Annotated in this window: 24 protein-coding genes and 1 riboswitch; of the genes, 5 read left to right on the top strand and 19 right to left on the bottom strand. The window is 66.8% G+C overall.

What is annotated here, in order from left to right; translation table 11 throughout:
* Positions 1–21: 21 nt before the first annotated feature.
* The 12 genes from truA to metZ form a co-directional block, all read right to left on the bottom strand.
* Complete coding sequence (truA, locus tag G5A46_RS10445; protein WP_163849338.1) at positions 22–792, bottom strand: tRNA pseudouridine(38-40) synthase TruA; 771 nt, start codon at positions 790–792, stop codon at positions 22–24.
* 92 nt (positions 793–884) lie between these two features.
* Positions 885–2,375, bottom strand: coding sequence for a TrkH family potassium uptake protein (locus G5A46_RS10440; RefSeq protein WP_163849337.1), 1,491 nt, complete (start codon positions 2,373–2,375; stop codon positions 885–887).
* Between the two features lie 8 nt (positions 2,376–2,383).
* Positions 2,384–3,007 carry an urease accessory protein UreG gene (gene ureG, locus G5A46_RS10435; RefSeq protein ID WP_163849336.1) on the bottom strand — a complete coding sequence of 208 codons (624 nt, stop codon included), beginning with the start codon at positions 3,005–3,007 and terminating at the stop codon, positions 2,384–2,386.
* 23 nt (positions 3,008–3,030) lie between these two features.
* Positions 3,031–3,672: an urease accessory protein UreF gene (locus tag G5A46_RS10430; protein ID WP_163849335.1), complete on the bottom strand. Its 642-nt coding sequence runs from the start codon at positions 3,670–3,672 to the stop codon at positions 3,031–3,033.
* A complete protein-coding gene (gene ureE / locus G5A46_RS10425) occupies positions 3,662–4,258 on the bottom strand; it encodes an urease accessory protein UreE (RefSeq protein ID WP_163849334.1) in 597 nt (198 codons plus the stop codon). The genes G5A46_RS10430 and ureE overlap by 11 nt, the downstream gene beginning before the upstream one ends.
* A 28-nt stretch (positions 4,259–4,286) precedes the next feature.
* Complete coding sequence (locus G5A46_RS10420; RefSeq protein WP_163849333.1) at positions 4,287–4,511, bottom strand: hypothetical protein; 225 nt, start codon at positions 4,509–4,511, stop codon at positions 4,287–4,289.
* Positions 4,512–4,656: 145 nt separating this feature from the next.
* The gene (ureC, locus tag G5A46_RS10415; RefSeq protein ID WP_163849332.1) at positions 4,657–6,405 is read right to left on the bottom strand and encodes an urease subunit alpha; all 1,749 of its coding nucleotides are present in this window, start codon (positions 6,403–6,405) and stop codon (positions 4,657–4,659) included.
* A 34-nt stretch (positions 6,406–6,439) separates the two neighbouring features.
* Positions 6,440–6,745, bottom strand: coding sequence for an urease subunit beta (locus tag G5A46_RS10410; protein ID WP_163849331.1), 306 nt, complete (start codon positions 6,743–6,745; stop codon positions 6,440–6,442).
* Positions 6,746–6,891: 146 nt separating this feature from the next.
* On the bottom strand, positions 6,892–7,194 hold the full coding sequence (locus G5A46_RS10405) for an urease subunit gamma (protein ID WP_163849330.1): 303 nt from the start codon (positions 7,192–7,194) through the stop codon (positions 6,892–6,894).
* Position 7,195: 1 nt separating this feature from the next.
* The gene (locus G5A46_RS10400) at positions 7,196–7,930 is read right to left on the bottom strand and encodes an urease accessory protein UreD (protein WP_239520745.1); all 735 of its coding nucleotides are present in this window, start codon (positions 7,928–7,930) and stop codon (positions 7,196–7,198) included.
* Between the two features lie 211 nt (positions 7,931–8,141).
* The gene (gene folE2, locus G5A46_RS10395; protein WP_163849329.1) at positions 8,142–9,230 is read right to left on the bottom strand and encodes a GTP cyclohydrolase FolE2; all 1,089 of its coding nucleotides are present in this window, start codon (positions 9,228–9,230) and stop codon (positions 8,142–8,144) included.
* Between the two features lie 109 nt (positions 9,231–9,339).
* Positions 9,340–10,521, bottom strand: coding sequence for an O-succinylhomoserine sulfhydrylase (metZ, locus tag G5A46_RS10390; RefSeq protein WP_163849328.1), 1,182 nt, complete (start codon positions 10,519–10,521; stop codon positions 9,340–9,342).
* A gap of 76 nt (positions 10,522–10,597) precedes the next feature.
* Positions 10,598–10,674: riboswitch (SAM riboswitch) on the bottom strand.
* A gap of 184 nt (positions 10,675–10,858) precedes the next feature.
* Between metZ and G5A46_RS10385 the strand changes: the two genes are divergently transcribed.
* From G5A46_RS10385 to G5A46_RS10370, 4 genes are all read left to right on the top strand, one after another.
* Entirely contained in the window at positions 10,859–11,806 is a 948-nt protein-coding gene (locus G5A46_RS10385) for an alpha/beta hydrolase (protein WP_163849327.1), read from the top strand.
* Positions 11,807–11,950: 144 nt separating this feature from the next.
* Complete coding sequence (locus G5A46_RS10380) at positions 11,951–12,523, top strand: GbsR/MarR family transcriptional regulator (protein ID WP_163849326.1); 573 nt, start codon at positions 11,951–11,953, stop codon at positions 12,521–12,523.
* Positions 12,520–13,773 carry an efflux RND transporter periplasmic adaptor subunit gene (locus tag G5A46_RS10375; RefSeq protein ID WP_163849325.1) on the top strand — a complete coding sequence of 418 codons (1,254 nt, stop codon included), beginning with the start codon at positions 12,520–12,522 and terminating at the stop codon, positions 13,771–13,773. The genes G5A46_RS10380 and G5A46_RS10375 overlap by 4 nt, the downstream gene beginning before the upstream one ends.
* A gap of 3 nt (positions 13,774–13,776) precedes the next feature.
* The gene (locus G5A46_RS10370) at positions 13,777–16,887 is read left to right on the top strand and encodes an efflux RND transporter permease subunit (protein WP_163849324.1); all 3,111 of its coding nucleotides are present in this window, start codon (positions 13,777–13,779) and stop codon (positions 16,885–16,887) included.
* A gap of 187 nt (positions 16,888–17,074) precedes the next feature.
* On the opposite strand, the gene G5A46_RS10365 is transcribed toward G5A46_RS10370, so the two are convergent.
* Genes G5A46_RS10365 through G5A46_RS10350 form a run of 4 tightly spaced genes read right to left on the bottom strand, consistent with a single transcriptional unit; the run spans position 17,075 to position 20,998 of the window.
* Positions 17,075–17,845, bottom strand: a complete 771-nt coding sequence (locus G5A46_RS10365) for an SDR family NAD(P)-dependent oxidoreductase (RefSeq protein WP_163849323.1) — start codon at positions 17,843–17,845, stop codon at positions 17,075–17,077.
* On the bottom strand, positions 17,842–18,786 hold the full coding sequence (locus tag G5A46_RS10360) for an NAD-dependent epimerase/dehydratase family protein (RefSeq protein ID WP_163849322.1): 945 nt from the start codon (positions 18,784–18,786) through the stop codon (positions 17,842–17,844). Before G5A46_RS10360 ends, G5A46_RS10365 begins: the two co-directional genes overlap by 4 nt.
* A complete protein-coding gene (locus G5A46_RS10355; RefSeq protein WP_163849321.1) occupies positions 18,783–19,682 on the bottom strand; it encodes a bile acid:sodium symporter family protein in 900 nt (299 codons plus the stop codon). Before G5A46_RS10355 ends, G5A46_RS10360 begins: the two co-directional genes overlap by 4 nt.
* Positions 19,679–20,998 carry a flavin-containing monooxygenase gene (locus G5A46_RS10350; protein WP_163849320.1) on the bottom strand — a complete coding sequence of 440 codons (1,320 nt, stop codon included), beginning with the start codon at positions 20,996–20,998 and terminating at the stop codon, positions 19,679–19,681. The genes G5A46_RS10355 and G5A46_RS10350 overlap by 4 nt, the downstream gene beginning before the upstream one ends.
* Positions 20,999–21,062: 64 nt before the next feature.
* Between G5A46_RS10350 and G5A46_RS10345 the strand changes: the two genes are divergently transcribed.
* Positions 21,063–21,812, top strand: a complete 750-nt coding sequence (locus G5A46_RS10345; RefSeq protein ID WP_163849319.1) for a TetR/AcrR family transcriptional regulator — start codon at positions 21,063–21,065, stop codon at positions 21,810–21,812.
* A gap of 105 nt (positions 21,813–21,917) precedes the next feature.
* Here G5A46_RS10345 and G5A46_RS10340 read toward each other — a convergent pair whose 3' ends face one another.
* From G5A46_RS10340 to G5A46_RS10330, 3 genes are read right to left on the bottom strand one after another with little or no spacing between them, the layout of a single operon-like run.
* Entirely contained in the window at positions 21,918–23,465 is a 1,548-nt protein-coding gene (locus G5A46_RS10340; protein ID WP_163849318.1) for a hydantoinase B/oxoprolinase family protein, read from the bottom strand.
* Positions 23,465–25,540, bottom strand: a complete 2,076-nt coding sequence (locus tag G5A46_RS10335; protein WP_163849317.1) for a hydantoinase/oxoprolinase family protein — start codon at positions 25,538–25,540, stop codon at positions 23,465–23,467. The genes G5A46_RS10340 and G5A46_RS10335 overlap by 1 nt, the downstream gene beginning before the upstream one ends.
* Positions 25,537–26,292, bottom strand: a complete 756-nt coding sequence (locus tag G5A46_RS10330) for an IclR family transcriptional regulator (protein WP_163849316.1) — start codon at positions 26,290–26,292, stop codon at positions 25,537–25,539. The genes G5A46_RS10335 and G5A46_RS10330 overlap by 4 nt, the downstream gene beginning before the upstream one ends.

The following is a 26,292-nucleotide window of genomic DNA, read 5'->3' as shown; positions in this document are numbered from 1 at the left end:
CCCCGACGCGCGCGCCTCATACTACCCGGCGAAGGGGTCCACCGGGTAGCCCACCCCCGTCAGGTACAGCCCCCCCGGCGGGCTGACGGGCCCGCAGGCCGCACGGTCGCGGGCCTCCAGCGCGGTTTTCACCCGGTCGGGCGGCCAGCCGCCGCTGCCTACCCGCTCCAGCGTGCCGACGATGCTGCGCACCTGATTGTGCAGAAAGGACCGGGCGCGCAGGCGGAATTCGACCTCCGGCCCGGACAGGCCCTGCACCTGCGTGATCTCGATCGCATCCATCGTCTTCACCGGGCTTTTCGCCTGACAGATCACGCTGCGAAAGGTGGTGAAATCGTGCCGCCCCAGCAGATGGGCCGCCCCCGCCCGCATCGCCGCCACGTCCAGCGGATGCTTGACCTGCCAGAACTGCCTGGCGGCAAAGGTCGCCGGCGCCCGGCGGCACAGGATGCGGAACAGATAGCGCCGCTCCAGCGCGGAAAATCGTGCGTGCCAATCCGCATCGACGCGTGCGCAGGCGCGGATCGCGACGGGCGCGGGTTTCAGATGGTAGTTCAGCGCCTCCGACAGGCGGAACGGATCCCAGTCCCGCGCCATGTCGCAATGGCAGACCTGTCCCGTGGCATGAACGCCCGCATCCGTGCGCCCGGCGGCGGCGATGCGCGGCACCTCCGGCTCCAGCCGGGCCAGCGCCGCCTCGATCGCGCCCTGGACCGAGGGCTGGTCCTCCTGCCATTGCCATCCGGCAAAGGGGGTTCCGTCATATTCCACTTGCAACGCATATCTGGGCATGGCGCGTCTATGGCAAACCCCGCCGCGCGCCGCAACGCCCCTTCACCCCTCATCGGCACACCGGGGGTGCCGCGCCCCTCCTGCGGATCCGATCAGGCGCGCCAGAACCGCAGGGTGAACAGGGTGTAGACCACCATCAGTTCCAGCCGCCCGATCAGCATCCCCGCCGCCAGCAGCCATTTCGCCGTGTCGTTCAGCGGCTGGAAATTCCCCGCCGGCCCCACCGTATCGCCCAGCCCCGGCCCGATATTGGCCAGCGCCGTCGCCGCCGCGCTGAGAGAGGTGATGAAATCCAGGCCCGTCAGCCCCAGCAGCACCGCCAGGATGCCAAGCGAGACGGTGAAGAAGACGAAGAACGACATGACGGAGACCAGCACGTCCTCGGTGATCGGGCGGCCTTCGAACCGGGGGGTAAAGATCCCATGCGGCGAATGGATCTGCCGGATCGTGGTGCGGATGGAGGAAAACAGGATCTGGTAGCGGAAGATCTTGACTGAACAGGCGGTGGAGCCCGCGCAGCCCCCGACCAGCCCGACGAAGAAGAAGACAGTCACCAGAAACGGCCCCCATTCCATGTAATTGGCCGAGGCAAAGCCGGTGCCGGACATGATGGAGGTGATGTTGAACATCGCCTCCCGCAGGGAGATTTCCCAGTGCTGGGGGTAGATCTTCAGCAGACCCAGGAAGGTCACGCCGATGAAGGTGCCGATGGTCAGCAGGAACACCCGCACCTGGCTGTCGCGCAGCAGCGCGCCCTCCTGCCCGTTCAGCATCTGGACATAGCGGACAAAGGGCAGCGCCGCCAGGACCATGAACACCGTCGCGGCATATTCCATGTTCCCCGAGAAGGCGCCGAAACTCTCGTCCCGGGTGGAGAACCCGCCGGTGGAGACCGTCGTCAGCGCATGGACCGACGCGTCAAAGGCATCCATGCCCAGAAACAGGTAGGTCAGCGTGCAGGCCAGCGTCAAAGCTACGTAGATGACAGAGATCTGCGCCGCGATGGCGGTGGCGCGGGGCAGGATCTTGCCCATGGTGTCGAAGGCTTCGGACTTGAAGATCTGCATGCCGCCGACCCGCAGTTCGGGCAGGAAGACCATGGCCACCACGATGATCCCCACCCCGCCCAGCCATTGCAGCATCCCGCGCCACAGCAGCAGCCCGCGCGGCAGATCGTCCAACCCGGTCAGAACGGTCGATCCGGTGGTGGTCAGCCCCGACATGGATTCGAAGAACGCATCGACAAACCGGCTGTCCGTCTCCCCCAGCACGAAGGGCAGTGCGCCGAACAGCGGCAACGCCACCCAGACGGCGGTGGTCAGGATAAAGGTCTGCTGCAATGTCAGCCCCTGCCGGTTGCCGTTCTGGCAGGCCAGCGCGGTCAGCCCGCCGATCAGGATCGACAACAGCGCGCTTTCGGCGAAGACCGGCCAATGGCCGCGCCCCTCCGCCACGTCCACCAGCATCGGCAGCAGCATGGTCAGGCCAAGCACGGCGACCAGAATTCCGATCACGTAACCCACGGGCCGCAGGTCCAGCAGCGGGGCCGCACCCCGTCGAACCGTCCCCGCGGGAGAGGTCATCGCCGGTTTCACGCGCGCGCCGGCAGGCCGCCGATCTCGGCGATCAACGCGATCACCCGGTCCAGCCCCAGCCCCCGCCGCAGGTCGGTAAAGACAAATGGCCGGTCACCGCGTTGCGCGGTCGCATCCCGCTCCATCACCGCCAGATCGGCGCCGACATGGGGGGCCAGGTCGGTCTTGTTGATCACCAGTATGTCCGATCGGGTGATGGCCGGTCCGCCCTTTCGGGGGATCTCCTCTCCGGCGGCGACGTCGATGACATAGATCGTCAGATCCGCCAATTCGGGGGAGAAGGTCGCAGACAGGTTATCGCCGCCCGATTCGATCAACACGATATCCAGATCCGGAAACTGTGCCTCCAGCTCCGCGATGGCTGCCAGGTTGATGGAGGCATCTTCGCGAATGGCAGTATGCGGACAGCCGCCCGTTTCCACCCCGCGAATGCGGTCCCCGGCCAGCGCCTGCATCCGCATCAGCGCCTCGGCGTCCTCCTGCGTGTAGATATCGTTGGTCACGACCGCCAACGACAGCCGGTCGCGCAGCGCGCCGCACAGCGCGGCGGTCAGCGTCGTCTTGCCAGCGCCGACCGGCCCGCCCAGGCCGATACGCAAGGGACCATGAGGTGAGGACATCGGAAACTTTCCTTCTGCTTGCTTCAGGACCGGAACAGCCGCGTCGTCAGGGCACCCTGCCGCATTCCGGCAATATCCACCAGAAACGCGGCACTTCCAAGCCTGTCGAGATCCCCGTCAGCCGCCGCTTCCGCAAGGTCGGCGCTCAGCGGCTCTGCTGCCGCCAGAATGCGTTGACCATCGGTCTGACCCAGCGGCACCAGCCGGATGGCGGCAGAGGTCAGCGCAGAGGCAAAAGCCATCAGGTAGAGCCGCAGCGCCGCGTCCAACGGCAAATCCGCCAGCCGCACCGCCCGGCCCACCGCGACCGGATATGGCATGGGCGGCAGGTCCAGCCCCTCCACCGCAGCGGTGGTGGCGGCAAAGGCATGGCCCTGTTTCTCCGTCTCCAGCAGTCGCCCCGCAGAACTGGCCAGCGCCGCACATAACCCCCCGATTTCCGCGACCTCTTCGGCGCTGGCATGGTAGGCAGCGGCCATCAGCAGCGCATCGTTCCAACCCGCCCCGTGGCGCAGGATATCTGTGATCCATGCCTCGGCGCTGGCGGCATCGCCGATCCGACCATCGGCTACCGCTGCCTCGATCCCATGGGAATAGGCGAAACCGCCCACCGGATAGGCCGGGGACAGCCAGCGATGCAGCCGCAGCATGGGGTCAATGGTCATGAGGGTCCGTGTCGGGCTGACCGGTCCGGGATGGCGCCAGGTCCGCATCGGACGAGTGGTGGTGCGCCGGGCTGTGACGCTGGTCCTGAGCGGATCCATGGTCAGGATCATGCCCGTGGTCATGGCTGTGCCCATGGTCATGCGCATGGGTCCGCCCGTGCCCGTAGGCGCCGCCCTCCGGGGTGAAGGGGGCCAGGATTTCCGCAAGCGTTGCGCCCAGCAGGCGCAGCATCTCGGCGATCACCTTGTCGCGGCGGATCAGCAGGTGATCGGGGGTGATCTGGCAGGGCGTGTGGCGGTTGCCGATGTGCCAGGCCAGCCGAACGGGGTCGGGGCCGGTGACACGCAACAGCGGCTCTGCCGCGGCGCGGATGGCGATCAGGCGCCCGTCCGCCAGGATCAGCGCATCGCCATGATCCAGCGATATGGTCCGCTCCAGATCCACAAGGATCCTCAGGCCATTTCGTGTTTCCAGCACCTTGCGGCGCAAAAACCGGGCATCGTAATCCAGCGCGACGTGATCGTCGGCCGCCTGCGTCATGTCATCGGCACGCAGGAACCGGTGGGCCGGAACGGGCATGGTCATGCCCGTCCCCGTGGCTGGTCAGCGGCGATCAGATGTAGAACAGATCGCGGAAGACATAGGCCGGGATGGCGTCGCGGGTGATGCCCAGCTTGGCCAGTTCGGCGTCGGACTTGGCGTTCAGCGCTTCGATCTGCTCGGTCCGGGCGCGACGTTCCAGGTAGGCGTTGAAGCCCTGGCCCATGGAAACGAAGAATGCGTCCAGCTTGCCGCGCAGGCCGGTTTCTTGCGTCAGAGTGGTGGATGCAGTAGCCATTGGATACCTCGTCTTTCAATCGTTCGGGTTTGCTCCCTTGCCTTGAAAGATAGGTCAGCCCTGTTTCCCTTACCATGATCAATCCCACATCCCCGTCATGCGTTTGCTGCAATGCAGCGTGAATTTCTGTTGCAGTGCGGCGTCCTCAGAACAGGAAATAGCGTTGCGCCATCGGCAGTTCCGTCGCCGGTTCGCAGGTCAGCAATTCGCCATCGGCGCGGGTCTCGTAAGTCTCGGGATTTACCGAGATCTCCGGCGTGGCGTTGTTCAACAACAGGTCCGCCTTGCCGATGTTGCGGGTGTTCAGCACCGCCACAGTCTGCTTGGCCAGGCCCAGGGCCTCCCCCACCCCTTCGGCCTGCGCGGCGGCCGAGACAAAGGTGACGGCGGAATTTTCCACCGCCCGCCCGAAGGCCCCGAACATCGGCCGGGAATAGACCGGCTGCGGCGTCGGGATGGAGGCATTGGGATCGCCCATCTGCGCGCAGACGATCGTGCCGCCGATCAGTACCATCTCCGGCTTCACCCCGAAGAACGCAGGCGACCACAGCACCAGATCGGCCCGCTTGCCGACCTCGATGGAGCCGATCTGATGGCTCAACCCATGGGCGATGGCGGGGTTGATGGTGTATTTCGCGACGTAGCGCCGAACCCGGAAATTGTCGTTGTCGCCGGTTTCCTCCGACAGCGCGCCACGCTGTTTCTTCATCTTGTCGGCGGTCTGCCAGGTACGGATGATCACCTCGCCCACCCGACCCATGGCCTGACTGTCCGACGCGATGATGGAGAACGCCCCCATGTCATGCAGGATGTCTTCTGCCGCGATGGTCTCCCGACGAATACGACTTTCAGCAAAGGCGACGTCCTCCGGCACCCGCTTGTCCAGGTGATGACAGACCATCAGCATGTCCAGATGTTCATCCACGGTGTTCACCGTGAAGGGCCGCGTCGGGTTGGTGGAGGATGGCAACACATGAGCTTCGCCGCATATCTTGATGATATCAGGGGCATGTCCGCCGCCCGCACCCTCCGTATGGAAGGCATGGATGGTACGGCCCTTCATCGCCTTCACCGTGTTCTCGACGAAACCGGATTCGTTCAGCGTGTCGGTATGGATCATCACCTGCACATCAAATGCATCGGCGACCGAAAGGCAGCAATCAATCGCGCCCGGGGTGGTGCCCCAATCCTCGTGCAACTTCAGTGCGCAGGCGCCGGCGCGGATCTGTTCCTCCAGCGCGGCAGGCAAGCTGGCATTGCCCTTCCCGGCAAAGGCCAGGTTCATCGGAAAGGCATCAGCAGCCTGCAACATCCGCCCCATGTGCCACGGTCCCGGTGTCACCGTGGTGGCCAGCGTGCCATGCGCGGGGCCGGTGCCGCCGCCCAGCATCGTGGTCAGGCCGGAATGCAGCGCATCGTCGATCTGCTGCGGACAGATGAAATGGATATGGCTGTCGAAGCCCCCGGCGGTCAGGATTTTCCCTTCGCCGGCGATGGCCTCTGTCCCCGGTCCGACGATGATGTTCACGCCGGGCTGGGTGTCTGGGTTGCCCGCCTTGCCGATGGCCGCGATCCGCCCGTCGCGCAGCCCGATATCGGCCTTGTAGATGCCGGTCACGTCCAGGATCAGCGCGTTGGTGATCACCGTGTCCACCGCCCCCTCGGCGCGCGTGGCCTGGGACTGCCCCATGCCGTCACGGATCACCTTGCCCCCGCCGAACTTGACCTCCTCGCCGTAGATCGGTGCGTTCGATCCCTGCGCCTGGCCGACCGCTTCGGCAGTCAGGTCGCGCTCCACCTCGATGATGAGGTCGGTATCGGCAAGGCGCAGACGGTCGCCCGTGGTCGGGCCGAACATCGCGGCATAATCCGCGCGGGAGATCTGAGTGGGCATCGGCGGCTCCTGGAGTGATCGTGAAAGGAAAGGGTTAAAGCGGCCCCATGACCGCCTGGTTGAACCCGTAGATCCGGCGGTCGCCGCCGATGGGGATCAACGCCACCTCTCGCCGTTGGCCGGGTTCAAAGCGCACGGCAGTCCCGGCGGTGATGTCCAGCCGCAGACCTTGCGCGGCGGCACGGTCGAAATCCAGCGCGGGATTGGCTTCGGCGAAATGGTAGTGGCTGCCAACCTGCACCGGACGATCGCCGGTATTGGCAACCATCAGGGTGATCGCCGCGCGCCCGGCATTCAGGGTCAGCGTCCCCTCCGCGGGGAAGAGTTCTCCGGGGATCACCGGCCCGCCCCCCTGGGGTCGAGGACGGATTTCGGCGGCTGGGCCACGTGGATCGGCTGTGGCCGAAGGGGGCGAAGAAGGCCCAGATCCATTCCGATTTTATTGATAAATTCCGACATGTTACAGGCCTTTCTTGAAGTGATGCCTTAGCGGATGGGATTGTGTACGGTCACCAGTTTGGTCCCATCCGGGAATGTTGCTTCCACCTGCACCTCGTGGATCATCTCGGGCACACCACTCATGCATTGCTCCGCCGTGATGACCTTGGCTCCCGCCTCCATCATCTGCGCGACAGAGCGGCCGTCACGGGCCCCTTCAACCACTGTGTCGGTGATCAGGGCGATGGCCTCGGGATGGTTCAACAGAACGCCGCGGGCCAAGCGTTTGCGGGCCACTTCCGCCGCCATGGCGACCAGAAGCTTGTCCTTTTCTCGGGGGGTCAATTGCATGTCACAGCATCCATGTTCTTGGAATTTCCCTCCCCGACAACAGCTTGATCGCGGGGAGCAAGGTCTTGCGCAGGACATAGCCGTCCTCGGCCACCATGCGCGCAAAAAGAAGGCCCGGGCGGATCACGCTCGCCCCACCGCTACGGCCCAGTACCGCGCGCAGGGGCGCCAGCAGCAGATCGGCGTCCTCCCCCGCCAACAGCAGCGTCGCAAAGGCCCGCGCGCCGGCGCCGGTGCCCGGTCGGGCCAGAATCTCGTCGCTGGCGCCGGAAATGGACAAATTGTCAGCAAAGATCAATTCGTCCGCCCGTTTCACCCGCCATACGTCGCGCAGATATCCGTTCTTCACAATCTCACCCATTGCCAGACGACCCATTACGACGGGTTCGACCAGCAGAAGACGGGCATCTGGGGCCATCTCGACCTCCGTCCTTCGGGAGACATCGGCGCCATCGAAAACGATGGTTTCCTGTGGCACCCAGTCCAGTCGCGCAGCCCGCGCCAGGCGGAACCGGTTGACCACGCGCCCGGTTTCTCCGGGCTGGGCACGGTATAGTCGTTCGGCGGCCTGGCTGGTCAGGGTCAGGGCGGCGCCGACACCGGCGCGGGCGCTGATCTCGAACCTGTCGCCACCAGTTATCCCCCCGGCGGTATTGAGGAAAACCGCCTGCAAATCGTCCCTGCGCCCATGCGGGAACAGCGCCTTGAGGGAGCCGGATTGATGCAGATCCTCCAACCGCCCCCCGGTACGGGCGGCGATGTCCAGTCGCCCGATGGCCCGGGGCTGGCGCGCGGTCGAAACCTGCGGGAATGTCGTGTTGGCGTTGATGCGGCGATCCTCCGTCAGAGAAGATTAACAAGCCGCGCAGCAGTGATAAGGGAAATCGACCGCCACTCCGCCGATCGCTGGAATTTCCACCGATCCGCCTAATTTTCAGGCAATTCCCTTAACCGCCATGCACCAATGTGCCGAAGAACCGGGGGTCCAGGGAGCTGCCCCCGAAACTGTCGCCGCGCGCCAGCACGGACACGGCGTCATGGCTGTGCAGGCTTTCCTGATGGCTGGCGGCGATGCGGAAATCGCCGATGCGGCGATCCTCCTGGATCTGTTCGGAGAACAGCCGCACGGCGTCTTCCACGAAGATCGGGTTGGCGGCGTTCAACTCGGCAAAGGCCTGTTCGTCCTCGCGCTTGACCATCACCTGAGTTTCGGTCGGCACGGCGGTGCGCGCGTGATCTATCAGGTCTTCGAACCACAGGCGCGGACCGGCCAGCGCCTCCACGGAGATCCGTGCGACGGAGCGTTGTGAATGCGGCGTCGCCAATTGTCCGCGCTCCCGCCGGGCATGCTCCGACAATTCCAGTGAACAGGGACAGGTGGAGGAATACACATAGTCCAGATGTTGGTAGCGACGGCGACGCCCCCCCTCTTCGACCAATTCCAGCGCAATGTCGTAATATTGATATCCTGACAGGCCGGAACGCAAGGATTCCCGGCGTACAGGGTACGAAAAGCGCATGAGGATGCGGGCATCGGGACTGTCCAGATCGGCCAGGTAATCGTCCAGCGCCGCCTCGATCACGCCGAAGCTGAACAGTTTTTCCGAATGCGCGTAGAACGACCGCATGATGCGGCTCATGTTGATGCCCTTCTTGCCGGCCTCAAGGCTGACGGTGCCGGTGACGGAGCTTTCCAGCACCATGTCGCCGCCATCACGGGTGCGATAGCGGATCGGCAGGCGAAAGTTGGAGATCCCGACATGCTGGATTGCCAGGTCGGCCCCCCGGATCAGACTGGCGGGGCCGTTCTGAAGATCCGGCAGAGTGGCACGATAGGCCGCATCCGGGATGAACTCCGCCGGATAAATATCTGACATCAGGGGATAACCCGCCTGTCCAGGCAACAATCGCGCCAGTGCCGGGTCCAGGGCGTTGATCTGCGCATCGCTGGCCTGCGCAGCCCAGCTGCGCAGCAGATCCAACGCCGCGCGCGCTTCCGCATCCTCGGGTTTCAACTCGTTCGGGTGGATATTCATGCCACGCCCTCGCCTTGCGCCGGTCCTGCCTTGACCTCTCTTATGTAGGGGGTCCCGCCGCGTCTTTCCATCGCGGCGCCACTTTGCATCCGAAAACGACCTGTCCGGGTCAGGCGGCGTCCAGCGCGGACAGGATATCGTCCAGGATATCCTGCGTCCCCTCGATCCCCAGCGAAATCCGCACCAACCCCGGCGTGATGCCCAGGGCGACTTTCTGGTCCTCCGGCAGGCGTTGGTGGGTGGTGGTCGCGGGATGGGTCAGGATGGTGCGCGCATCGCCCAGGTTGTTGGAGATAATGCCGACCTTCAGTGCGTTCAGGAAGCGGAAGGCCGCCGCCTGCCCCCCCGTCAGGTCGATCGCGATCAGGGTACCGCCCTTGCCGGTCTGACGTTGCACCAGCGCGTGCTGGGGGTGGTCGGCATGCCCGGGGTAGATGACGCGGGCCAGCTTGGGATGATCGTGCAACGCCTCGGCCAGGGCTTCCGCATTGGCGACCTGGGCGCGGACACGCAGATCCATGGTGCCCAGGCCATTCAGCAGCACCCAGGCGCTGAAGGGCGACAGCGCCGCGCCGGTGTGTTTCAGATAGGGCTCCAGCGTGCCGCGGATGTAGTCTCTGCTGCCCAGAACGACGCCGCCCAGAACCCGGCCCTGCCCGTCGATATGTTTGGTCGCGGAATAGACGACGACATCGGCGCCCTGCTCCAGCGCGCGGCTGTAGATCGGGGTGGCGAAAACGTTGTCCACCACCACCACCGCATCATGGGCATGGGCAATCTCGGCCACGGCGGCGATGTCGACGACCTCCAGCGTGGGGTTCGACATCGCCTCGAAGAACACCGCGCGGGTATCGGGGCGGATCGCGGCGCGCCATTGGTCCAGATCGGTGCCGTCGACCAGCGTGATCTCCACTCCGAAGCGGCCCAGCACGTTCTCCAGCACGTAGAGGCAGGAGCCGAACAGCGCCCGCGCCGCGACGACGTGGTCGCCCGCCTTGCACAACGACACCAGCGCGCCGTTCACCGCCGCCATGCCCGAGGCGGTGGCAAAGGCGTCTTCCGCCCCTTCGAGCTGGGCAATCCGGTCTTCGAACATGCGTACGGTGGGGTTGCCGTAGCGGGCATAGATGAATTCGTCGGTCTGCGCCTCGATGAACCGGGCCTCCGCGGACTCGGCATTGTCATAGACGAACCCCTGGGTGAGGTAGACGGCCTCTGCCACCTCACCATATTGCGAGCGGCGGGCGCCACCGTGAACCAGCGTGGTACGGGAGATGCGGTCTTTGGTCATTGTCCTGTCTCCTGGGCCGGCTTGGACGGGGTGCCGGGCCACGAAAAAACCCCTGACGCGGTCAAGCGAAAGGGGTGCACCTTCTCTCCTGACCTTTTAGCGGAATATTTAACGTGGCCCGCAATCCGGTAACAAATCGCCACATGCCCCCCTTAGCCCGCGTCGCGTTACCGGTCAAGCATCCTCAGGTTTCCTCAGGCGCGCGCGGGGGATGCGCACGGCGGATCCGCCGTCATCGCGCTGTCACGATGTCGTCACCGGTTCTTCGCACCCTGCCCCTATCCCCCGGACACAGGGTTTGCGGCCCCTGCGGGCCACGCTGTTCGGGATCGCCGGCATGGCACTGCTCAGGATGGATGCGACGCAAGAGGGCCTGCGCCTGCATGGCAGGGCCGGCGATCCGGCGGGGCCGTTGCAGGCGGCGCTGAAGCGGCAGGGCGCGGCGGCACAGCGGGGGCCGGTTATCGTGATGCTGCACGGGTTCCGGTTCAGCCCCGGCGATCCGCTGCATTGCCCGCACCGTCACATCCTTTCCGACCGGGTGGACCACCGCTGCCCCAAGGCGCGCAGCTGGCCACGTGCCCTGGGCGTCACGCCGGGCGGGCCGGACGGGGCCCTGGGCATTGCCCTGGGCTGGCCCGCGCGGGGCAGCATCTGGGACGCCTATGCCCGCGCCGGCCGGACCGGGCAGGCCCTGGCCCGGTTGATCACCTTGATCCACCACCTGGACCCCGGGCGCGAGGTCCATGCCATCGCGCATTCCCTGGGGGTGCGGGTGGTGCTGGCAGCCCTGCCCCAGATTGCACCCGGCGCTCTGGGCCGCGCAGTGCTGCTGTCGGGGGCGGAATACGCGGCAACGGCGCATGCGGCGCTGGACAGCCCGGCCGGACGGCAGGCGCGGGTGCTGCATGTCACCAGCCGCGAAAACCGCCCATACGATTGGCTGCTGGAGCGCGTGATCGCACCGCCCATCGCCGGTGACCGGGTGATGTCGCGCGGGCTGAAAGACGCCGCCAACCTTGCCACGTTGCACCTGGACGATCCGGCCATCCTGGCCGCGCTGCACGGGTTGGGCCATCCAGTGGCACCGCGCCAGCGGCGGGTCTGCCACTGGTCGTCCTACCTGCGGCCGGGGGTGTTCGCGCTCTACCGGGCGCTGTTCTCGGCGGAGGGGGCGGCACTGTTCAGCGCGCTGTCGCGGCTGCGCCCGCAGCCGGCAGTGACGCACCCATTGCCGCGCGCCTGGCCGGGGCTGGCGCCCTGGGGCGGGGCCGGCGCCTCCTGATTCCGATCCAGTCCCGGTTCCCATCCCGGTAAAATAACGTGGCGTAAGTGGTCGCGCGTGGCGCTGACCGCCATTGCCACCGCGTGAATTCAGTCCATACTGAACGATGCGAACACACATGTGCCGCGCCATGCAGGACCGACCATGACCTTCACACCCCCGGACCCGCCGCCCACCCCGGCAGAGGACAGGTTCATCGAAACCCTGGGACTGATCTCCCAGCAGGAGGGTGCGCCGCGCATCGCCGGCCGAATCGTGGGCTACCTTGTCCTCGCCGGAGAGGCGCGCAGCCTGACCCGCATCGCACAGGCACTTGGCGTGTCCAAGGCCTCCGTCTCGACCAACCTGCGGCAACTTGAGACCTGGGGCGCCGCCGTTCGAGAGGCGCACAAGGGCACGCGGCAGGATCTGTGGCGGGCGGTGGAAACGCCGCAGCACAGTGTCCTGACCGCCATGGCGCAGCGCTTTGACCGCCACGCCCGAACCATCGACGCCATCGCCGCCGAGCTGACAGAAGCGCCGCAGGACGGTGACGGGAAGGGCAAGGCCCCTGCCCCCTCTGCCCGCCAGAAGGTCGCGGATCATGCGGATTTCTATCGCCGGTCTGCGGATTTCCTGCGCGACTGGACCGAATGCCTGACCCCGGAGGCGCCGGATCGCGCGGATCCCCGCGCCGGCCAGCCCAGCCCGTCCCCGAAGGGAGACACCCGAACATGACCCGATCCTCCAAGGAACCGCCCAAGCCTGACTGGGCGCTGACCGGTCGCGAACGCAAGGCGCAGGCTGCCCGGGCCGAAGGACGACGCGGCCCGCGCCGGCGCTGGCCCTGGGTCGTGCTGGGGCTGGCAGGGCTGGGCGCCGGCCTGTGGGTCGCCGCCGATCGCGGCCTGATCGGCACCCCTCCGACGGAAGAGACGGAAAGCGCCGCCCCGGAAGCGGAGACGGAGGCGGAGCCCCCCCGCCGCGAGGTGGTGATGCAATTGCTGCCCTCCGAATTGGCGACGGTGGCGCGCGGCCCCCTGCGGGAGACGCTGCGCCTTACCGGTTCGCTGGACCCCGCCCGCCAACTGGGCATCCCGGCAGAGGTCGCGGGCCGCGTCGACAGCGTGGAGAAACGTGCCGGTGAACCCGCCGCCACCGGTGAGGTCCTGGTGCGCATCGACATCGAGACCCTGCGCAACCAGGTGGAGCAGAGCCGCGCAACCGCCGACGCCACCCGCGCCCAGCTGGAATTTGCCCGCGCCCAGCTGGAGCGGACGCAAAGCCTGGTGAACCGGGGGGTGGCGACGTCTTCCACCCTGGACAGCGATCAGGCCAACGTACAGCAATTGCAGGCCAATCTGCACGCGCTGGAAACCCAGGTGGCGACGACGGAAAAGTCGCTGGAAAAGGCCACGATCACCGCGCCTTTCGATGGCATGATTTCGGCCCGCAATGTCGATCCCGGCGCCTATGTCAGCCCTGGCACCGCGCTGATGACGCTGGTCGACATCTCCACGCTGGAGCTGGAGGGCGCCGTGCCGGTGTTCTACGCGCCGCGCATCCGCATTGGCCAGGGGGTGGAAATCAGCGTCGATGGCTTTGGCGACCGCAGCTTTGCGGGCAATGTGGAACGGATTGCCCCGGTGGCGGCCACTGGCACCCGGATCCTGCCGATCTATGCCACCATCGACAATCCCCAGGGAGAGCTGCGCGGCGGCATGTTCGCCTCGGGCGTGCTGGTGCTGGACAGCAAGGACGGCGCCATCGGCATCCCAGCCGACGCTCTGCGCCGCGACGATGCGGGCGATTTCGTTCTGAAACGCGACGGCGACCGGGTCATCCGCCAACCCGTCACCGTGGCCCGCATGTGGGACCGGGGCCGCAAGGCGGAAATCGCCGCGGGCCTGGCCGAGGGCGACGTGATCGTCGCCGCTCCCTTGGAACGGCTGCAACCGGATACCAAGATCACCGTGGTCGGGGACTGAGCCATGTTCCTGACCCGGATTTCCGTCAACCAACCTGTCTTCGCCACCATGGTCATGGTCGCGATCTTCGTCATCGGGTTGTTCTCCTACCAGCGCCTGCCGGTGGAACAGCTGCCCGAGGTCGATTTCCCGGTGGTGGCCGTCGTCACCTCCTACCCCGGCGCGACCCCGGAAGCGGTGGAGGCCGACATCATCAAGCCGATGGAGGACAGTGTATCCACCCTGTCGGGCATCGACACGATCAGTTCCACCGCGCAGACGGGTTCCTCCCTGGTGCTGATCCAGTTCGAACTGGAGATCGACAGCTCCGTCGCGGCGCAGGACGTGCGTGACCGCATCGCCCAGATCGAGGGCACCCTGCCCGACACCGCCGAGGATCCGCAGATCCTGCGGTTCGACCCCTCGGAGCTGCCGATCATCTCGGTCGGGCTGTCGTCGGATCGCTATGACACCGGCGTGCTGACCGCCCTGGCAGAGGATCAGCTGGCGACCCGGCTGTCCAACATCCCCGGCGTGGGCCGCGCCTCGGTCGTGGGCGGGCTGCCGCGCGAGGTCCATGTGCTGATCGACCCGGACCGACAGGCCGCGCTTGGCATCGGCGCCTCCGAAATCGCGGCGGCGCTGGCGGCGGAAAACACCGACCTTCCCGCCGGCGCGGTGACCGAAGGCGGCAGCAAGCAGACGGTACAGGTGGAAGGCCGGATCGAGAACCTGGGCGATTTCGACGAAATCATCATCGCCCGGCGCGGCGGCTACCCGGTGCGTCTGGGCGACGTGTCCAGCATCGGCACGGAAATGGCGGAACGCACCTCCCTTGCCATGCTGAACGGAGAGACAGCGCTGGCCGTGGACATCGTGAAGACCCAGGGCGCCAATACCGTCGCCGTGGCCGAGGCCGTGCGGGAAGAGATCGCGGCGCTGGCCGAAGATCCCCTGTATGACGGCATCGACCTTGAGATCATCCGCGACAATGCGGTGCCCGTCGAACACAGCTTCGAATCCGTGCAATCCATGCTGATCGAAGGCGCGTTGCTGGCCACGGTGATCGTGTTCCTGTTCCTGAATTCCTGGCGATCCACGGTGATCACCGGGCTGACGCTACCGATTTCGATCATCGGGACCATGGCGGCGATCTATTTCCTGGGCTTCACCCTGAACATGATGACCATGATGGCGCTGTCGCTGGCCGTGGGTATCCTGATCGACGACGCCATCGTGGTGCGCGAGAACATCATGCGCCACCTGCACATGGGCAAGGATCACAGGCAGGCCGCACTGGACGGCACCAACGAGATCGGGCTGGCCGTCTTTGCCACCACCCTTTCCATCGTCGCCGTCTTCCTGCCCGTGGCCTTCATGGAGGGGATCCTGGGCCGGTTCTTCCTGCAATTCGGCATCACCGTGTCGGTGGCGGTGCTGATCTCGCTGTTCGTCTCCTTCACGCTGGATCCGATGATGTCGTCGGTCTGGTACGACCCGGCGGCGGAACCGGGCGCGAAACGCGGGCCGCTGGGCCGGGCGGTACACCAGTTCGAACGGTTCTTCGACTGGCTGGCCCGGCGCTATCGCGGGCTGCTGCGGATCTGCCTGCGCTGGCGCAAGGCGACGCTGATGGCGGCGCTGGCCTTCTTTATCGGCGGGCTGGCATTGTTCCCGTTGGTCGGTGCGGAGTTCGTGCCCCCGGCGGACAATTCCGAAATGCAGGTAGATCTGGAGATGCCGGTGGGCACGCCGCTGGCGCGCACGGCCGAAAAGATCGCTCAGGTGGACGGCATCCTGCGCGCATTTCCGCAGGTGGTCGGCACCTATGCGACGGTCAATTCCGGCACCAACTCGGGGGAAAACGCCGCCTCCATCATCGTGCGCCTGACCGATACGACGCAGCGATCGGAGACACCCACCACCCTGACCCCGCCAATGCGCGAGGCGCTGGAGGCCGTGCCCGGCGCCCGGTTCCGCGTCGGCCCGCCCGGCTCCTTCGGCAGCGGTGTGGCCACCCCCGTCGCCGTCAAGATCTACGGCGAAGACCTGGAAGCACTGACCCGCCTGTCCCGCCAACTGGCCGAGAAGCTGGAGGCGATCCCCGGATTTGCCGATGTCCGTACCAGCCTGGACGACCCGCAACCCACCATCGGCATCCGCATCGACCGCGACGCGGCCTCGGACCTGGGCGTGTCGCTTGCGCAGGTCGGGCGGGCGCTGTCGCCGATGATCGCGGGCCAGACGGTGTCGGACTGGACGGCGCCCGACGGCGACAGCTACGACGTGCTGCTGCGCCTGCCGGAGGCGGTGCGCAACGACGCCAGCCGGCTGGGATCGCTGCCGGTGGCCACCAATGCCGACGGCACCGGGGTGATCCGGCTGGACCAGATCGCCACGGTCCAGAGCTCAACCGGACCGGGAGAGATCACGCGGGAGGACCGCGAGCGGTCGGTCGAGGTCACGGCCGGGCTGGACGGGATCGACATCCGTGCCGCGCAGCCGCTGGTCGCGCAGGCGATCGCCGCGCTGGACCTGCCACCCGGCTATCGCACAGGGTTCGGCGGCGACAGCGAACAGATCGCGGAATCCGGCGCCTCGGCGCTGGCGGCGCTGACCCTGGCGGTGGTGTTCATCTACCTGGTGCTGGCCTCGCAATTCGGCAGCTTCGTGCAGCCGCTGGCGATCATGTCCTCGCTGCCGCTGGCGCTGATCGGGGTGATGGGGGGCCTGCTGGTCGGCGGCTCGACGTTGAACATGTTTTCCGTCATCGGGTTCATCATGCTGATGGGGCTGGTGGTGAAGAACGCGATCCTGCTGGTGGACAATGCCAACCAGCACCGCCGTGCCGGGCTGAACCTGTTCGACGCCCTGCTGGAGGCCGGATCGACACGGTTCCGGCCCATCGTCATGACCACGCTGGCGATGATCTTCGGGATGTTGCCATTGGCGCTGAACATCCATGGCGGATCCGGGCAGAACGCGCCGATGGCCCATGCGGTGATCGGCGGACTGATCTCGTCCTCGCTGCTGACGTTGGTGGTGGTGCCGGTGCTGCTGACCTATATCGACGGTGCCTTGCGCGCGATCCGGCCGCTGCTGCCCCGCGCCCCCGACGACGCCCACGTGGGGTGAAGGGCGGGATGAAAGACAGGGGCGGGCGGGGCCGGTGGCAACCCTGTCCGCCGCCCTCGGGTCCGGCTGATCCGGGCTGGCCGATCCAGGCTGGCCGGTCACGGTGCGAGGCGCCTTCCTTCGGCCAGCCCCATCATGCCGCGCCAGCCCCGTCACGCCGCGCCACCGGTCACGGTGGCCAGTTCCCTCAATCCGGTTTTCCCGAATCGCGCATGTTCCGCTCCATCAACCGCTGAAAGGTGGCGGGGGACAGGCGGTTGATCCACCAGGCCGCGCGCGCCACGCGGCCCACCGGGATCATCGGCCCGGCCCTGTCCAGCCCGCGCAGGATGACGCGGGCGGCGGCTTCGGGGGTCATGTAATCCATCCCGTCGGTGGCCGATCCGGGCCGGGCGATCCCGTCCGGTTGCCGTTCGGCCCGGCCGATATTCGTGGCCACAAAGGACGGTGCGGCGATCTGCACGCGCACGTCATGCGCCGCCTCCTCCGAGCGGAGCGATTTGAAAAACCCCTCCAACGCGTGTTTTGATGCGGCATAGGCCGTCCGGTGAAACAGCGGCGTGAACCCCGCCACCGAAGAGATCGCCAGATGCGTCCCGCCCACTTGCCGCACCGCTTCCAGCAAGTGCCCCGCCATGGCCACGGCGGCGAAGTAATTCACCTCGAACACCCGTCGGTGGGCGGCCTCGGACAGGGTGTCGAACGGGCCGATCTGGGTGATCCCGGCATTGTAGATCGCCAGGTCCACCCCCGCGCCGCCCGCCGTCACCTGCGCGCAGGCCGCCGCCAGCGCCGCCGGGTCGGTCAGATCGCAGGCGATGACCTGCTGCTGCGGCATCTCCCGCACGGCGGAGATGTCGCGATCCAGCAGGCTGACCCGCCAGCCCCGGCCCCGCAGCGCCGCCGACAATGCCAGCCCCAGCCCGCCCGCGCCGCCGGAAATCACCGCATGTTTCACAGCCCCTCCCCCCGGCACCAAAGGTCGAAGACCTCGGCGCTGCTCAGCCTTGGGGTATAGCCGAATTCGGATTTCAACGCGTCATTGGCCAGCACCGGGCGGAATTGCAGGAACCGCACCTGTTCCGGCCCGTAGCGCGACAGGCCCAGCGGTTTCGCCAGCGCCAGCGCCGCGCGCAAAGCGGCGGCAGGCAGGCGCAGCACCGGGCGATTCAGGCGCCGGGCCAGATCGTCGATGCCCAATGCGCCGTCACCGGCCACGTTGAAGATCCCCGCCGGTCCCTCCAGCGCCGCCCGCGCCAGGATCCGGGCCAGATCCTGTGCCCAGATGAAGACAAAGGGGCTGTCGCTGCCGCGGATCGCCAGCAGGCGGCGCTTGTGGAACAGGGCCGTGATCTGATTGTCGGTGCCCGTGTCCAGAACCGTACCGACCCGCAGCACCACCTGTTCCAGCGCGGGGTGATCGGCGCGGGCGCGGGCCAGCATCTCCTCCACCTGGCGCTTGTGATCGGCATAGGGAAATTCGGGATTGCCGCGAAGGGCGTCGCCCTCGCGCAGCGGCACCGGGTTGTCGGGATGGTAGCCGTAGGCCGCCCCGGAGGAGGTCACCACCAACCGCCGCACCCCGGCCTGCCGCGCCGCCGCGATCACCCGGCCGCTGCCCGCCACATCCACCGCATGGGCCGCCGCGCGGCCCATCCCCGGACCCGGCGTCACGATGGAGGCCAGGTGCACGATAACCTCCGGCCGGGCCGCGGCGATGATACCGGCCGCGGCGTCTGTGGTCACGTCCAGCCGGCGAAAGGCCACCGTTTCGGGCAGATCTTCGGGCGGCGCCAGGTCGGTCGCCAGGACATCGCCCGCCTGACCGCGCGCCTGCAATTCCGACAGCAGCGCGCGGCCGATCATTCCCGCCGCGCCGGTGATCAGGATCCGCGTCATGCGTCGTCTCGGCGCACGAACAGCGCCGCCACGGCAAAGCCGGAAATGACGTGCCAGATCCCCCACAGCGCCGCCACGATGGCCATGCCGCCCAGACCTCCGAAGAAGGCGAAGATCAGCACCAACCCCAGACCGGAATTCTGGATCCCCGTCTCCAGCGTCACGGCCCGGCGGTCGGCCACCGTCAGCCCCGCCGCCCGCGCCAGCGCATAGCCCCCCGCAAGCGCCAGCGCGTTATGGGCGATGACCAGCCCCGAGATCGGCCCGGCATATGCCAGGAAATAGCTCCAGTTCCCGGCCAGGGCGGCCAGGATGAAGACCACGAAGATCCCCATCGACACATGTTTCAACGGCCCGCGCAGCCGATCGGCCAGGCGCGGGGCGCGGGTGTTCAGCGTGATCCCCAGCACCAGCGGCAGCAGCAGCATCAGCCCCACGGTGATCGCCACCGTCACCGGATCCACCGCCGTCTGGCGCAGAATCTCGCGGCTGGGCGGATAGAGCCCGCCCCAGAACGCGATGTTCAGAGGCGTCAGGACAATGGCCCCGATGGTGGCCAGCGCCGTCATCGACAGCGACAGCGCGGTGTTGCCCCGCGCCCGGTGGGTGAAGAAGTTGGAGATCGTGCCGCCCGGACAGGCCGCCACAAGGATCAGGCCCAGCGCGATGGAGGCCTGCGGCCGCGTCACCATGACCAGCGCGAATGTCACCGCAGGCAGCACCAGGAATTGCGCGGCAAAGCCCACGAACAGCGGCTTGGGCGCGCGACCCAGCGTTCGGAAATCGCGCAGGGTCAGGTCGATCGCGACGGAGAACACCACAATGGCCAGGATCGCGTTCAGCAGCATCAGGGAGGCGGGGCTGAAGTTCAGGGTGACGTCATCGATGGGGGTCATGTGCGGGCGTCCCTGGTCAGGGTGCGGCTCCACCCGGTGACGGCCTTGCGGTAGGTGGCCTTGTCCACATAATAGGCCATGCGCGGCAGGTCGAGGTAGCGCATGCCCCCCGTGGCACGGTCGAAACCGCGCGCCTTCTCCGCCTGCAAGCGAAGCGCCGCGGCGGAGCCATCGTTCAACCCCCTGATGTAGCGCGCCACCAGCTCTGCCTGTTCGTGGCGGCCCTGCCAGCCCAGGCCCGAAGCTTCGACCATGCCCAGCACGAACAGGTCGTCGCGATCGGGATGCAGCGCGTTCAGGTAGAGATGCGGCGCATCTCCCTGCCAGTTCAACAAGGCGCGGTCGATGAACGGGTAGTGAAGCCGGTAGCCTGTCGCGGCCAGGATCAGGTCATATTCCGCGCTGCTGCCATCCTTGAACCAGACGCGGTGCCCCTCCGTCCGGTCGATATCCGGGCGCACGGCGATGTCGCCATGGCCCGCGTGGAACAGGATCAGCGAGTTCACGATCGGATGGCTTTCGTACAGGCGGTAATCCGGCATGGGAAAGCCGTATTTCGACGGATCCCCCACGAACCAGCGCAGGATGGCGCCGTCGACCTTGCGTTTCAGCCACATCGGCAGCTTGATCGCGCCGCCCAGCGTGTCGGCCGGGCGGCCGAAGATGTACTTGGGCACGAAATAATAGCCCCGGCGCATGGAAATGTCGCAGCTTTGGCCGTGGTGGATGGCATCGACGGCGATGTCGCAGCCGGAATTGCCCGCCCCGACGATCAGCACCCGCTTGTCGCGAAAGACATCCGGGCTGCGGTATTGCGAACTGTGCAGGATCTCGCCCGCGAACTGGCCTGAGAACGTCGGCATGTTGGGTTCGGACAAGGTGCCGTTCGCGATCAGCACGCCTGCGAATTCCGCCGTATGGGTCCCCTCGGCATCGCGCCAGGCAACCCGCCAGCCTTCGCCCGGTGCGCCCAGCGGCGTAACCTCCGTCACCTGAGCACCAAAGCGGAAATGCTGCCGCAGCCCGTAGTGATCGGCGAAATCCCTGAAATACCGCGCCATTTCCCGGTGCGAGGGATATTCCGCTACGCCGTCGGCCATCGGGAAATCGGTGAATTCCGTCATTGAGCGGGAGGAGATCAGATGCGCCGTCTCGTACATCGTGGAGTTCGGGCCATCAATGTCCCACAGCCCGCCGACATCGGTATGCATCTCGAACCCCTGAAAGGGAATATCGTGTTCGATCAGCACCTTGGCCGCAGCCAAACCCATCGGCCCGGCACCGATCAGCGCATATTGTCCGGTTGCAGACGCCATGTTGTTCTCCCTCTCCCTGGCGGTTAGATTGAACAGATGTTCAATATAAGGCAAGAGTTTTCCGATGGCCGCCACGTCACCCTCCGCCCCGTCATCCTCTGCCCCCTCTGCCGCGCCCCGAACCGCCGCACCGCGCAAGCGTGCGCCCTCGGCCAAGGCGCTGGAGCGGCGGACCACGATCCTGGACGCCGCCGAACGGGTGTTTGCGCAGGCGGGCTATGACGCGGCCACCATGCGCGACGTCGCGGCGGAGGCGGGCGTGCCGCTGGGGCTGGTGCATCACCACGGCGGCGGCAAGGCGGCACTGTTCGAACAGGTGATCACCCGGCGCGGCAACGACCTGGCGCGGCACCGTTTGGCGGCGCTGGAAACCGTCCGCGCCAGGGGCGGGGCCAGCGATACGGGACAGGAGGAGGCCGGAAACGGGCGCGGACCGGATGCCGCAGGGCTGTTGCGGTGTTTCTTCGAGCCGCTGATCAGCCGTGCGCGGGTCGATGCGCAATGGCTGGCCTATGCACGACTGGTGGCGCTGGTGTCGGCGGATGCGCGGTGGCGTGACCTGACAGCGGCGGTTTTCGATCCCACCGCACAGGACTTCTTGCAGGAGATGGCCCGCCTGTTTCCCCGCGCCTCGGCCTCGGCCCGGGCGGAGGCACTGGTTTATGCCGTCTCGGCCCTGCTGGCGTTTCTCACCACCGGCTGGCGGGTGGCCGCGCTGGCCCAGGAGCCGGTGGAAACCCGGCAGATACCGCTGGCCCCGGAGGGGCTGATCGCGTTCTGTGCCGCCGGTATGACCGCGCGGCTCGGCGGCTAGCGTTCCCGGCACCGGCCACCGGTCCGGCGGCGTCGAGGCAAGGTGCCGCAGGCGCGGGACAGCGCGCCTGCGGCGGGGATCGCCGGGAAGAGCCCGCGCCGAAGGTCAGGTGGCGCCGTAGCCGCCGCCGCCCGGCGTGATCATGAAGACCTCGTCATCGGGCTGCATTTCCTTCTTGCGGGTATCGGCGACCGTCTCACCGTTGATGTGGAACGTACCGGGCTGACCGTCCTGACCACCCAACAGCCCCTCCGGCCCGGATTTCAGACGCGAGGGAATGGTGTTCAACAGCCAGGTCCGTCCGGTGCGCATCCGGTAGCCGATGCGCTGCCCATCGCCGCCGGGCTGCGCGCCCGCGCCGCCGGTGCCATGCGCCAGTTCCTTGCAGGTGAAGGCGATGGGATAGGAGGCCTCCAGAACCTCCACGGGGACGGCGGAAACGCCGGTGGGATAGCACACCGCCGAAATCCCCGGCTTTGTCGCCCGTGCGCCCATGCCACCGGAATAGTTGAACATCGACGAGGTAAAGGGCCGGCCATCGCGGTCCTTGCCCTGGATCTGCACCGTCCAGACGGCCCCGGACCCTTCGGCCACCACGGCATCGGGCACCACCTGGGCCAACGCCTTGAGGATCGGGAAAGGCACGTACATCCCCACCACATGGCGCGCATTCACCGGCGAGGGGTATTTCGCGTTCACCACGCATTCCTCGGGCAATTTCAGACGGATCGGCGCCAGAGACCCGGCGTTGTTCGGCAGATCCGGGTTCAGGGACGAGCGCACCGCGAAGGTCGCGTAGGCATGGGTATAGGCGGGCACCACGTTGATCCCCATGGAGGACGGCCCGGAAGAGCCGTCGAAATCGACCACGATCTCCCCCGCCTCGGCATCCACGGTCACGGCGGTCTTCAGGGTGATTTCCTCCCCACCCGGAACATCGAAGGTAGAGCTGCCGTGGTAGGTGCCGCCCGGCAGCTTGCGAATGGCGTCCCGCGTCGCCGCCTCCGAGCGGGAGATGATCTCCTCGCTCAGCGCGGCGATGTCCTCCAGCCCATAGCGATCGCACAGCGCGTTCAGCCGGTCCGAGGCGATCATGCCCGAAGACACCTGCGCGCCCAGATCGCCCATCAGCGCATCGGGCGTGCGCACGTTGCGGCGGATCAGCTGAAACAATGTCTCGTTGGGCTTGCCGGCCTCGTAGAGCTTCATCGTGGGGATCCACAGCCCTTCTTCGTGGATGTCCCGCGCACCCGAACCGATGCCATAGCCGCCGATGTCGGAATGGTGGATCGTGGAGCCTGCATAGCCGATGATCCGGTCGCCGCGAAAGATCGGCGACAGGACCGTGATGTCGAAGAAATGACCTGCCGACATCCAGGGATCATTGGTGATCAGCACGTCCCCCGGTTGCAGCGCGTCGGTATCGCATTCCGCCAGCAGGTTGCGCGCGGCGGCGGCCAGCGAATTGATATGACCCGGCGTGCCGGTCACCGCCTGGGCCACCATGCGGGCCTGTTCGTCGAACAGCCCGTTGGCCAGGTCGCCCGCTTCCCGCACGATGGGGGAAAAGGCGATGCGTTGCAGGGCGCGGGCCTGTTCGCTGACGATCCCGATCAGGTTGGACCACAGGATCTGAAGTTCGACGCCGTCCATTATTTTTCTCCCGTCTTGGCCGCGACGAGGCTTCCGCTCTCGTGGCGTGTGACATCCCAGCCCCGCAGGACAAAGATCGTGGTTTCGCGTTCCTCGATGATCACCGGACCGGCGATGCGATCTGCATCGGTGATGGCGTCGCGCCGCCAGACGGGCACGTCTTCGGCCACGCCCCTGATATGCACGGGGCGGGTTTCCTGCCCCCTGCCCTGCGTGCCGCTGCCGCCCTGGCCCGCGTGGCGGTCGGGCTGGCGGCCCGAGGCGGTGACCAGCCAGTTCACGATCTCGATCTGCATCCCGTCCAGGCGCAGCCCGTATTGGCGGTCGTACTCCGCCTCGAACAGGCGACGGATATCCTCGGCGCTGCGGGCCTGGCGGGGATCGCCCGGCAGGTCGATGCGCACTTCGGATTGCTGGCCGAGGTAGCGCATCTCCACCGCGTAGGCGAAGCTGTAATCGGCCTCCCGGATCCCGGCCTCGCCCAGGGCGGTGGCGCCCTCCGCGATCATCGAGGACAGCACCCGGTCCACCCCGTCCCAGTCCAGCGTGTCCAGCGTGGCGACATGGCTGCGCACCAGGTCGATCTGCGCCGGTGTCACCAGCGTGCCGAAGGCCGACAGGACCGACGCCAGCGGAGGATAGATGACCGAGGACGCCTCTGTCAGTTCGCCCACCATGCAGGCATGGACCGGCCCGGCCCCGCCAAAGGCCAGCAGCGGCTGGCCGCGATAATCGATGCCGCGTTCGGTGGCATGGGTGCGGGTTGCGGCGGCCATCTGTTCGCAGACGACTTCGAACACGCCCCAGGCCGCCTGTTCGCGCGACAGGCCCAGCTGGTCGCCCAGCCGGTCATAGGCGCCCTGCGCCCCGGCCAGGTCCAGTTGCATGTCGCCGCCCAGGAACCTGTCGGCGGCCAGAATACCCAGAACCAGATCCGCATCGGTGACGCAGGGATCCGTCCCGCCGCGCCCGTAGCTGACCGGTCCGGGCATCGACCCCGCGCTTTCCGGCCCGATCTTCAGCAGGCCCAGATCGTCCACCGTGGCGATGGATCCGCCCCCGGCGCCGATTTCGATCATGTCGATGGAGGGCACGGTGATCGGCATCCCCGACCCCGGCTTGAACCTGTAGCGGCGATCGACCTCGAAGGTACCGGTGACCAGCGGTTCGTGGTTCTGCACCATGCAGGCCTTGGCCGTGGTGCCGCCCATGTCAAAGCTGATGAGGTCGGGAATGCCAAAGATGCGGGAGAAGTAGCAGGCCACCAGCGCGCCCGCCGCCGGGCCGCTTTCGATCATCCGTACCGGCATGGTGGAGGCCCGCTCTGCCCCGATCACCCCGCCGTTGGACAGCATGATCAGCGGCTGCTGGGAGAAACCGCGGGCCTTCAGCTCCTCGATCAGGGCGGTCAGGTAGGGACGCGTGATCGGCACCGTGTAGGCGTTGATCGCCACGGTGGAGGCGCGCAGGTATTCCCGCATCTGCGGCGCGATGACGGAGGACAGGGAAACATAGATCTCCGGCGCCTCCTCCGCGAAGATGCGGCGCACCTCTTCCTCGTTGCTGCCGTTGCGGTAGGAATTCAGGAAACAGACCGCCACCGAAACGATGCCCTGCGCGCGGCATTGCGCGATGACCGCGCGGACCGCATCGGCATCCACGGGGCGGCCGACACTGCCATCCGCATAGACGCGTTCGTTCAGCGTGAAGGTCCGGTCCGACGGGATCAGCGGTTCGGCGAATTCGATCTGCGGGTCGTACATGTCATAGCGGTGCTCCTCGCGGATATAGAGGATATCGCGAAACCCCTCGGTCAGCAGCAGGGCCACGGGCGGGCCCTTGCGCTCGATCAGCGCATTGGTGACCACCGTGGTGGCATGGACGACGACATCATCCACCTCCTGCGGGGCGATGCCTGCCCGGCCTGTCACCAGTTCGACCCCGCGAAAGAACCCCTCAAGCAGATTGTCGTGGGTGGTCAACGTCTTGTCGACAAAGCTGCGGCCATCAGAGGCCAGCAGCACGGCATCGGTAAAGGTGCCGCCGATGTCGATGGCAAGGGAATATCGGGTCATATGGGGTACTCCATGCATCCCAGGTCGGCCGAGATTTCCCGGGCGGCCTGCGTGACGGCGGCGACCAGCGCCTCCGCCGGTTCGGGGGTGATATCCTGGACCGATCCGACGATGGTGATCGTCGCGGCGAACCGGCCCTCAATGTCGAAAACGGGTGCCGAGATGGCATTGACGCCGGGCAGCGCCTCCTCCGGCGCGATGGCCCAGCCCAGGGTGCGGGCCCGGATGATCTCCTCTGCCAGCCGCGCGGGATTGGGGCCCTTCTGCGCCAGGGTGCGGGTCTCGGCCTTGCCCCAGGCAAGGGCCAGCTTGCCCTGTGCCGAGGTAAAGAACGACAGCAGCGCGCCGGGCCGGGTGACGATCTGCACCGGGGTCTCGATGCGCACGATGTCCATCACGCGCATGCCGATGTCCTCGGGCAGGGACAGGGTGACGGTCTGGCCGACCCGGTCGCGCAGCGCGGCCATGACCGGTCGGGCCACGCTGGTCAGCTGGGTCGCGTCGGCGATGGCCTGGCCCAGGTGAAACAGCTTCAGCGTCAGGCGGTAGCGTTCGGTCACGGGATCCTGCCGGACATAGCCCAGCGACACCAGCGTTTGCAGGTAGCGGTAGATCCGCGCCCGTGGCATCCCCAGGTCATTGGCAAGGTCGGTGACGCGCGACGGCTCGCCCCTCCGGGCCATTTCCTCCAGGATGGCAAAGGCCGCGACGGTGGATTGGTTGGTGCTGTTGGATCCGCTCTTGTCGGTCAT

The sequence above is a fragment of the Pseudooceanicola aestuarii genome (assembly GCF_010614805.1).
In the GTDB taxonomy this organism is placed as follows: domain Bacteria; phylum Pseudomonadota; class Alphaproteobacteria; order Rhodobacterales; family Rhodobacteraceae; genus Pseudooceanicola; species Pseudooceanicola aestuarii.
Note: the sequence above shows the minus strand (reverse complement) of the source record. Positions and strands in the feature narration are given on the sequence as shown.

What these genes read in the sequence shown, in the direction of transcription:
- ureG (WP_163849336.1), bottom strand. Translation starts at nt 3,007, where the DNA reads ATGTCCTCACCTCATGGTCCCTTGCGTATCGGCCTGGGCGGGCCGGTC.
- truA (WP_163849338.1), bottom strand. Translation starts at nt 792, where the DNA reads ATGCCCAGATATGCGTTGCAAGTGGAATATGACGGAACCCCCTTTGCC.
- G5A46_RS10380 (WP_163849326.1), top strand. Translation starts at nt 11,951, where the DNA reads ATGACCTTCACACCCCCGGACCCGCCGCCCACCCCGGCAGAGGACAGG.
- G5A46_RS10350 (WP_163849320.1), bottom strand. Translation starts at nt 20,998, where the DNA reads ATGGCGTCTGCAACCGGACAATATGCGCTGATCGGTGCCGGGCCGATG.
- folE2 (WP_163849329.1), bottom strand. Translation starts at nt 9,230, where the DNA reads ATGAATATCCACCCGAACGAGTTGAAACCCGAGGATGCGGAAGCGCGC.
- G5A46_RS10405 (WP_163849330.1), bottom strand. Translation starts at nt 7,194, where the DNA reads ATGCAATTGACCCCCCGAGAAAAGGACAAGCTTCTGGTCGCCATGGCG.
- ureC (WP_163849332.1), bottom strand. Translation starts at nt 6,405, where the DNA reads ATGCCCACTCAGATCTCCCGCGCGGATTATGCCGCGATGTTCGGCCCG.
- G5A46_RS10335 (WP_163849317.1), bottom strand. Translation starts at nt 25,540, where the DNA reads ATGACCCGATATTCCCTTGCCATCGACATCGGCGGCACCTTTACCGAT.
- G5A46_RS10375 (WP_163849325.1), top strand. Translation starts at nt 12,520, where the DNA reads ATGACCCGATCCTCCAAGGAACCGCCCAAGCCTGACTGGGCGCTGACC.
- G5A46_RS10420 (WP_163849333.1), bottom strand. Translation starts at nt 4,511, where the DNA reads ATGGCTACTGCATCCACCACTCTGACGCAAGAAACCGGCCTGCGCGGC.
- G5A46_RS10330 (WP_163849316.1), bottom strand. Translation starts at nt 26,292, where the DNA reads ATGACCGACAAGAGCGGATCCAACAGCACCAACCAATCCACCGTCGCG.
- G5A46_RS10385 (WP_163849327.1), top strand. Translation starts at nt 10,859, where the DNA reads ATGGCACTGCTCAGGATGGATGCGACGCAAGAGGGCCTGCGCCTGCAT.
- G5A46_RS10355 (WP_163849321.1), bottom strand. Translation starts at nt 19,682, where the DNA reads ATGACCCCCATCGATGACGTCACCCTGAACTTCAGCCCCGCCTCCCTG.
- G5A46_RS10340 (WP_163849318.1), bottom strand. Translation starts at nt 23,465, where the DNA reads ATGGACGGCGTCGAACTTCAGATCCTGTGGTCCAACCTGATCGGGATC.
- G5A46_RS10345 (WP_163849319.1), top strand. Translation starts at nt 21,063, where the DNA reads ATGGCCGCCACGTCACCCTCCGCCCCGTCATCCTCTGCCCCCTCTGCC.
- ureE (WP_163849334.1), bottom strand. Translation starts at nt 4,258, where the DNA reads ATGACCATGCCCGTTCCGGCCCACCGGTTCCTGCGTGCCGATGACATG.
- G5A46_RS10440 (WP_163849337.1), bottom strand. Translation starts at nt 2,375, where the DNA reads ATGACCTCTCCCGCGGGGACGGTTCGACGGGGTGCGGCCCCGCTGCTG.
- metZ (WP_163849328.1), bottom strand. Translation starts at nt 10,521, where the DNA reads ATGACCAAAGACCGCATCTCCCGTACCACGCTGGTTCACGGTGGCGCC.
- G5A46_RS10370 (WP_163849324.1), top strand. Translation starts at nt 13,777, where the DNA reads ATGTTCCTGACCCGGATTTCCGTCAACCAACCTGTCTTCGCCACCATG.
- G5A46_RS10360 (WP_163849322.1), bottom strand. Translation starts at nt 18,786, where the DNA reads ATGACGCGGATCCTGATCACCGGCGCGGCGGGAATGATCGGCCGCGCG.
- G5A46_RS10430 (WP_163849335.1), bottom strand. Translation starts at nt 3,672, where the DNA reads ATGACCATTGACCCCATGCTGCGGCTGCATCGCTGGCTGTCCCCGGCC.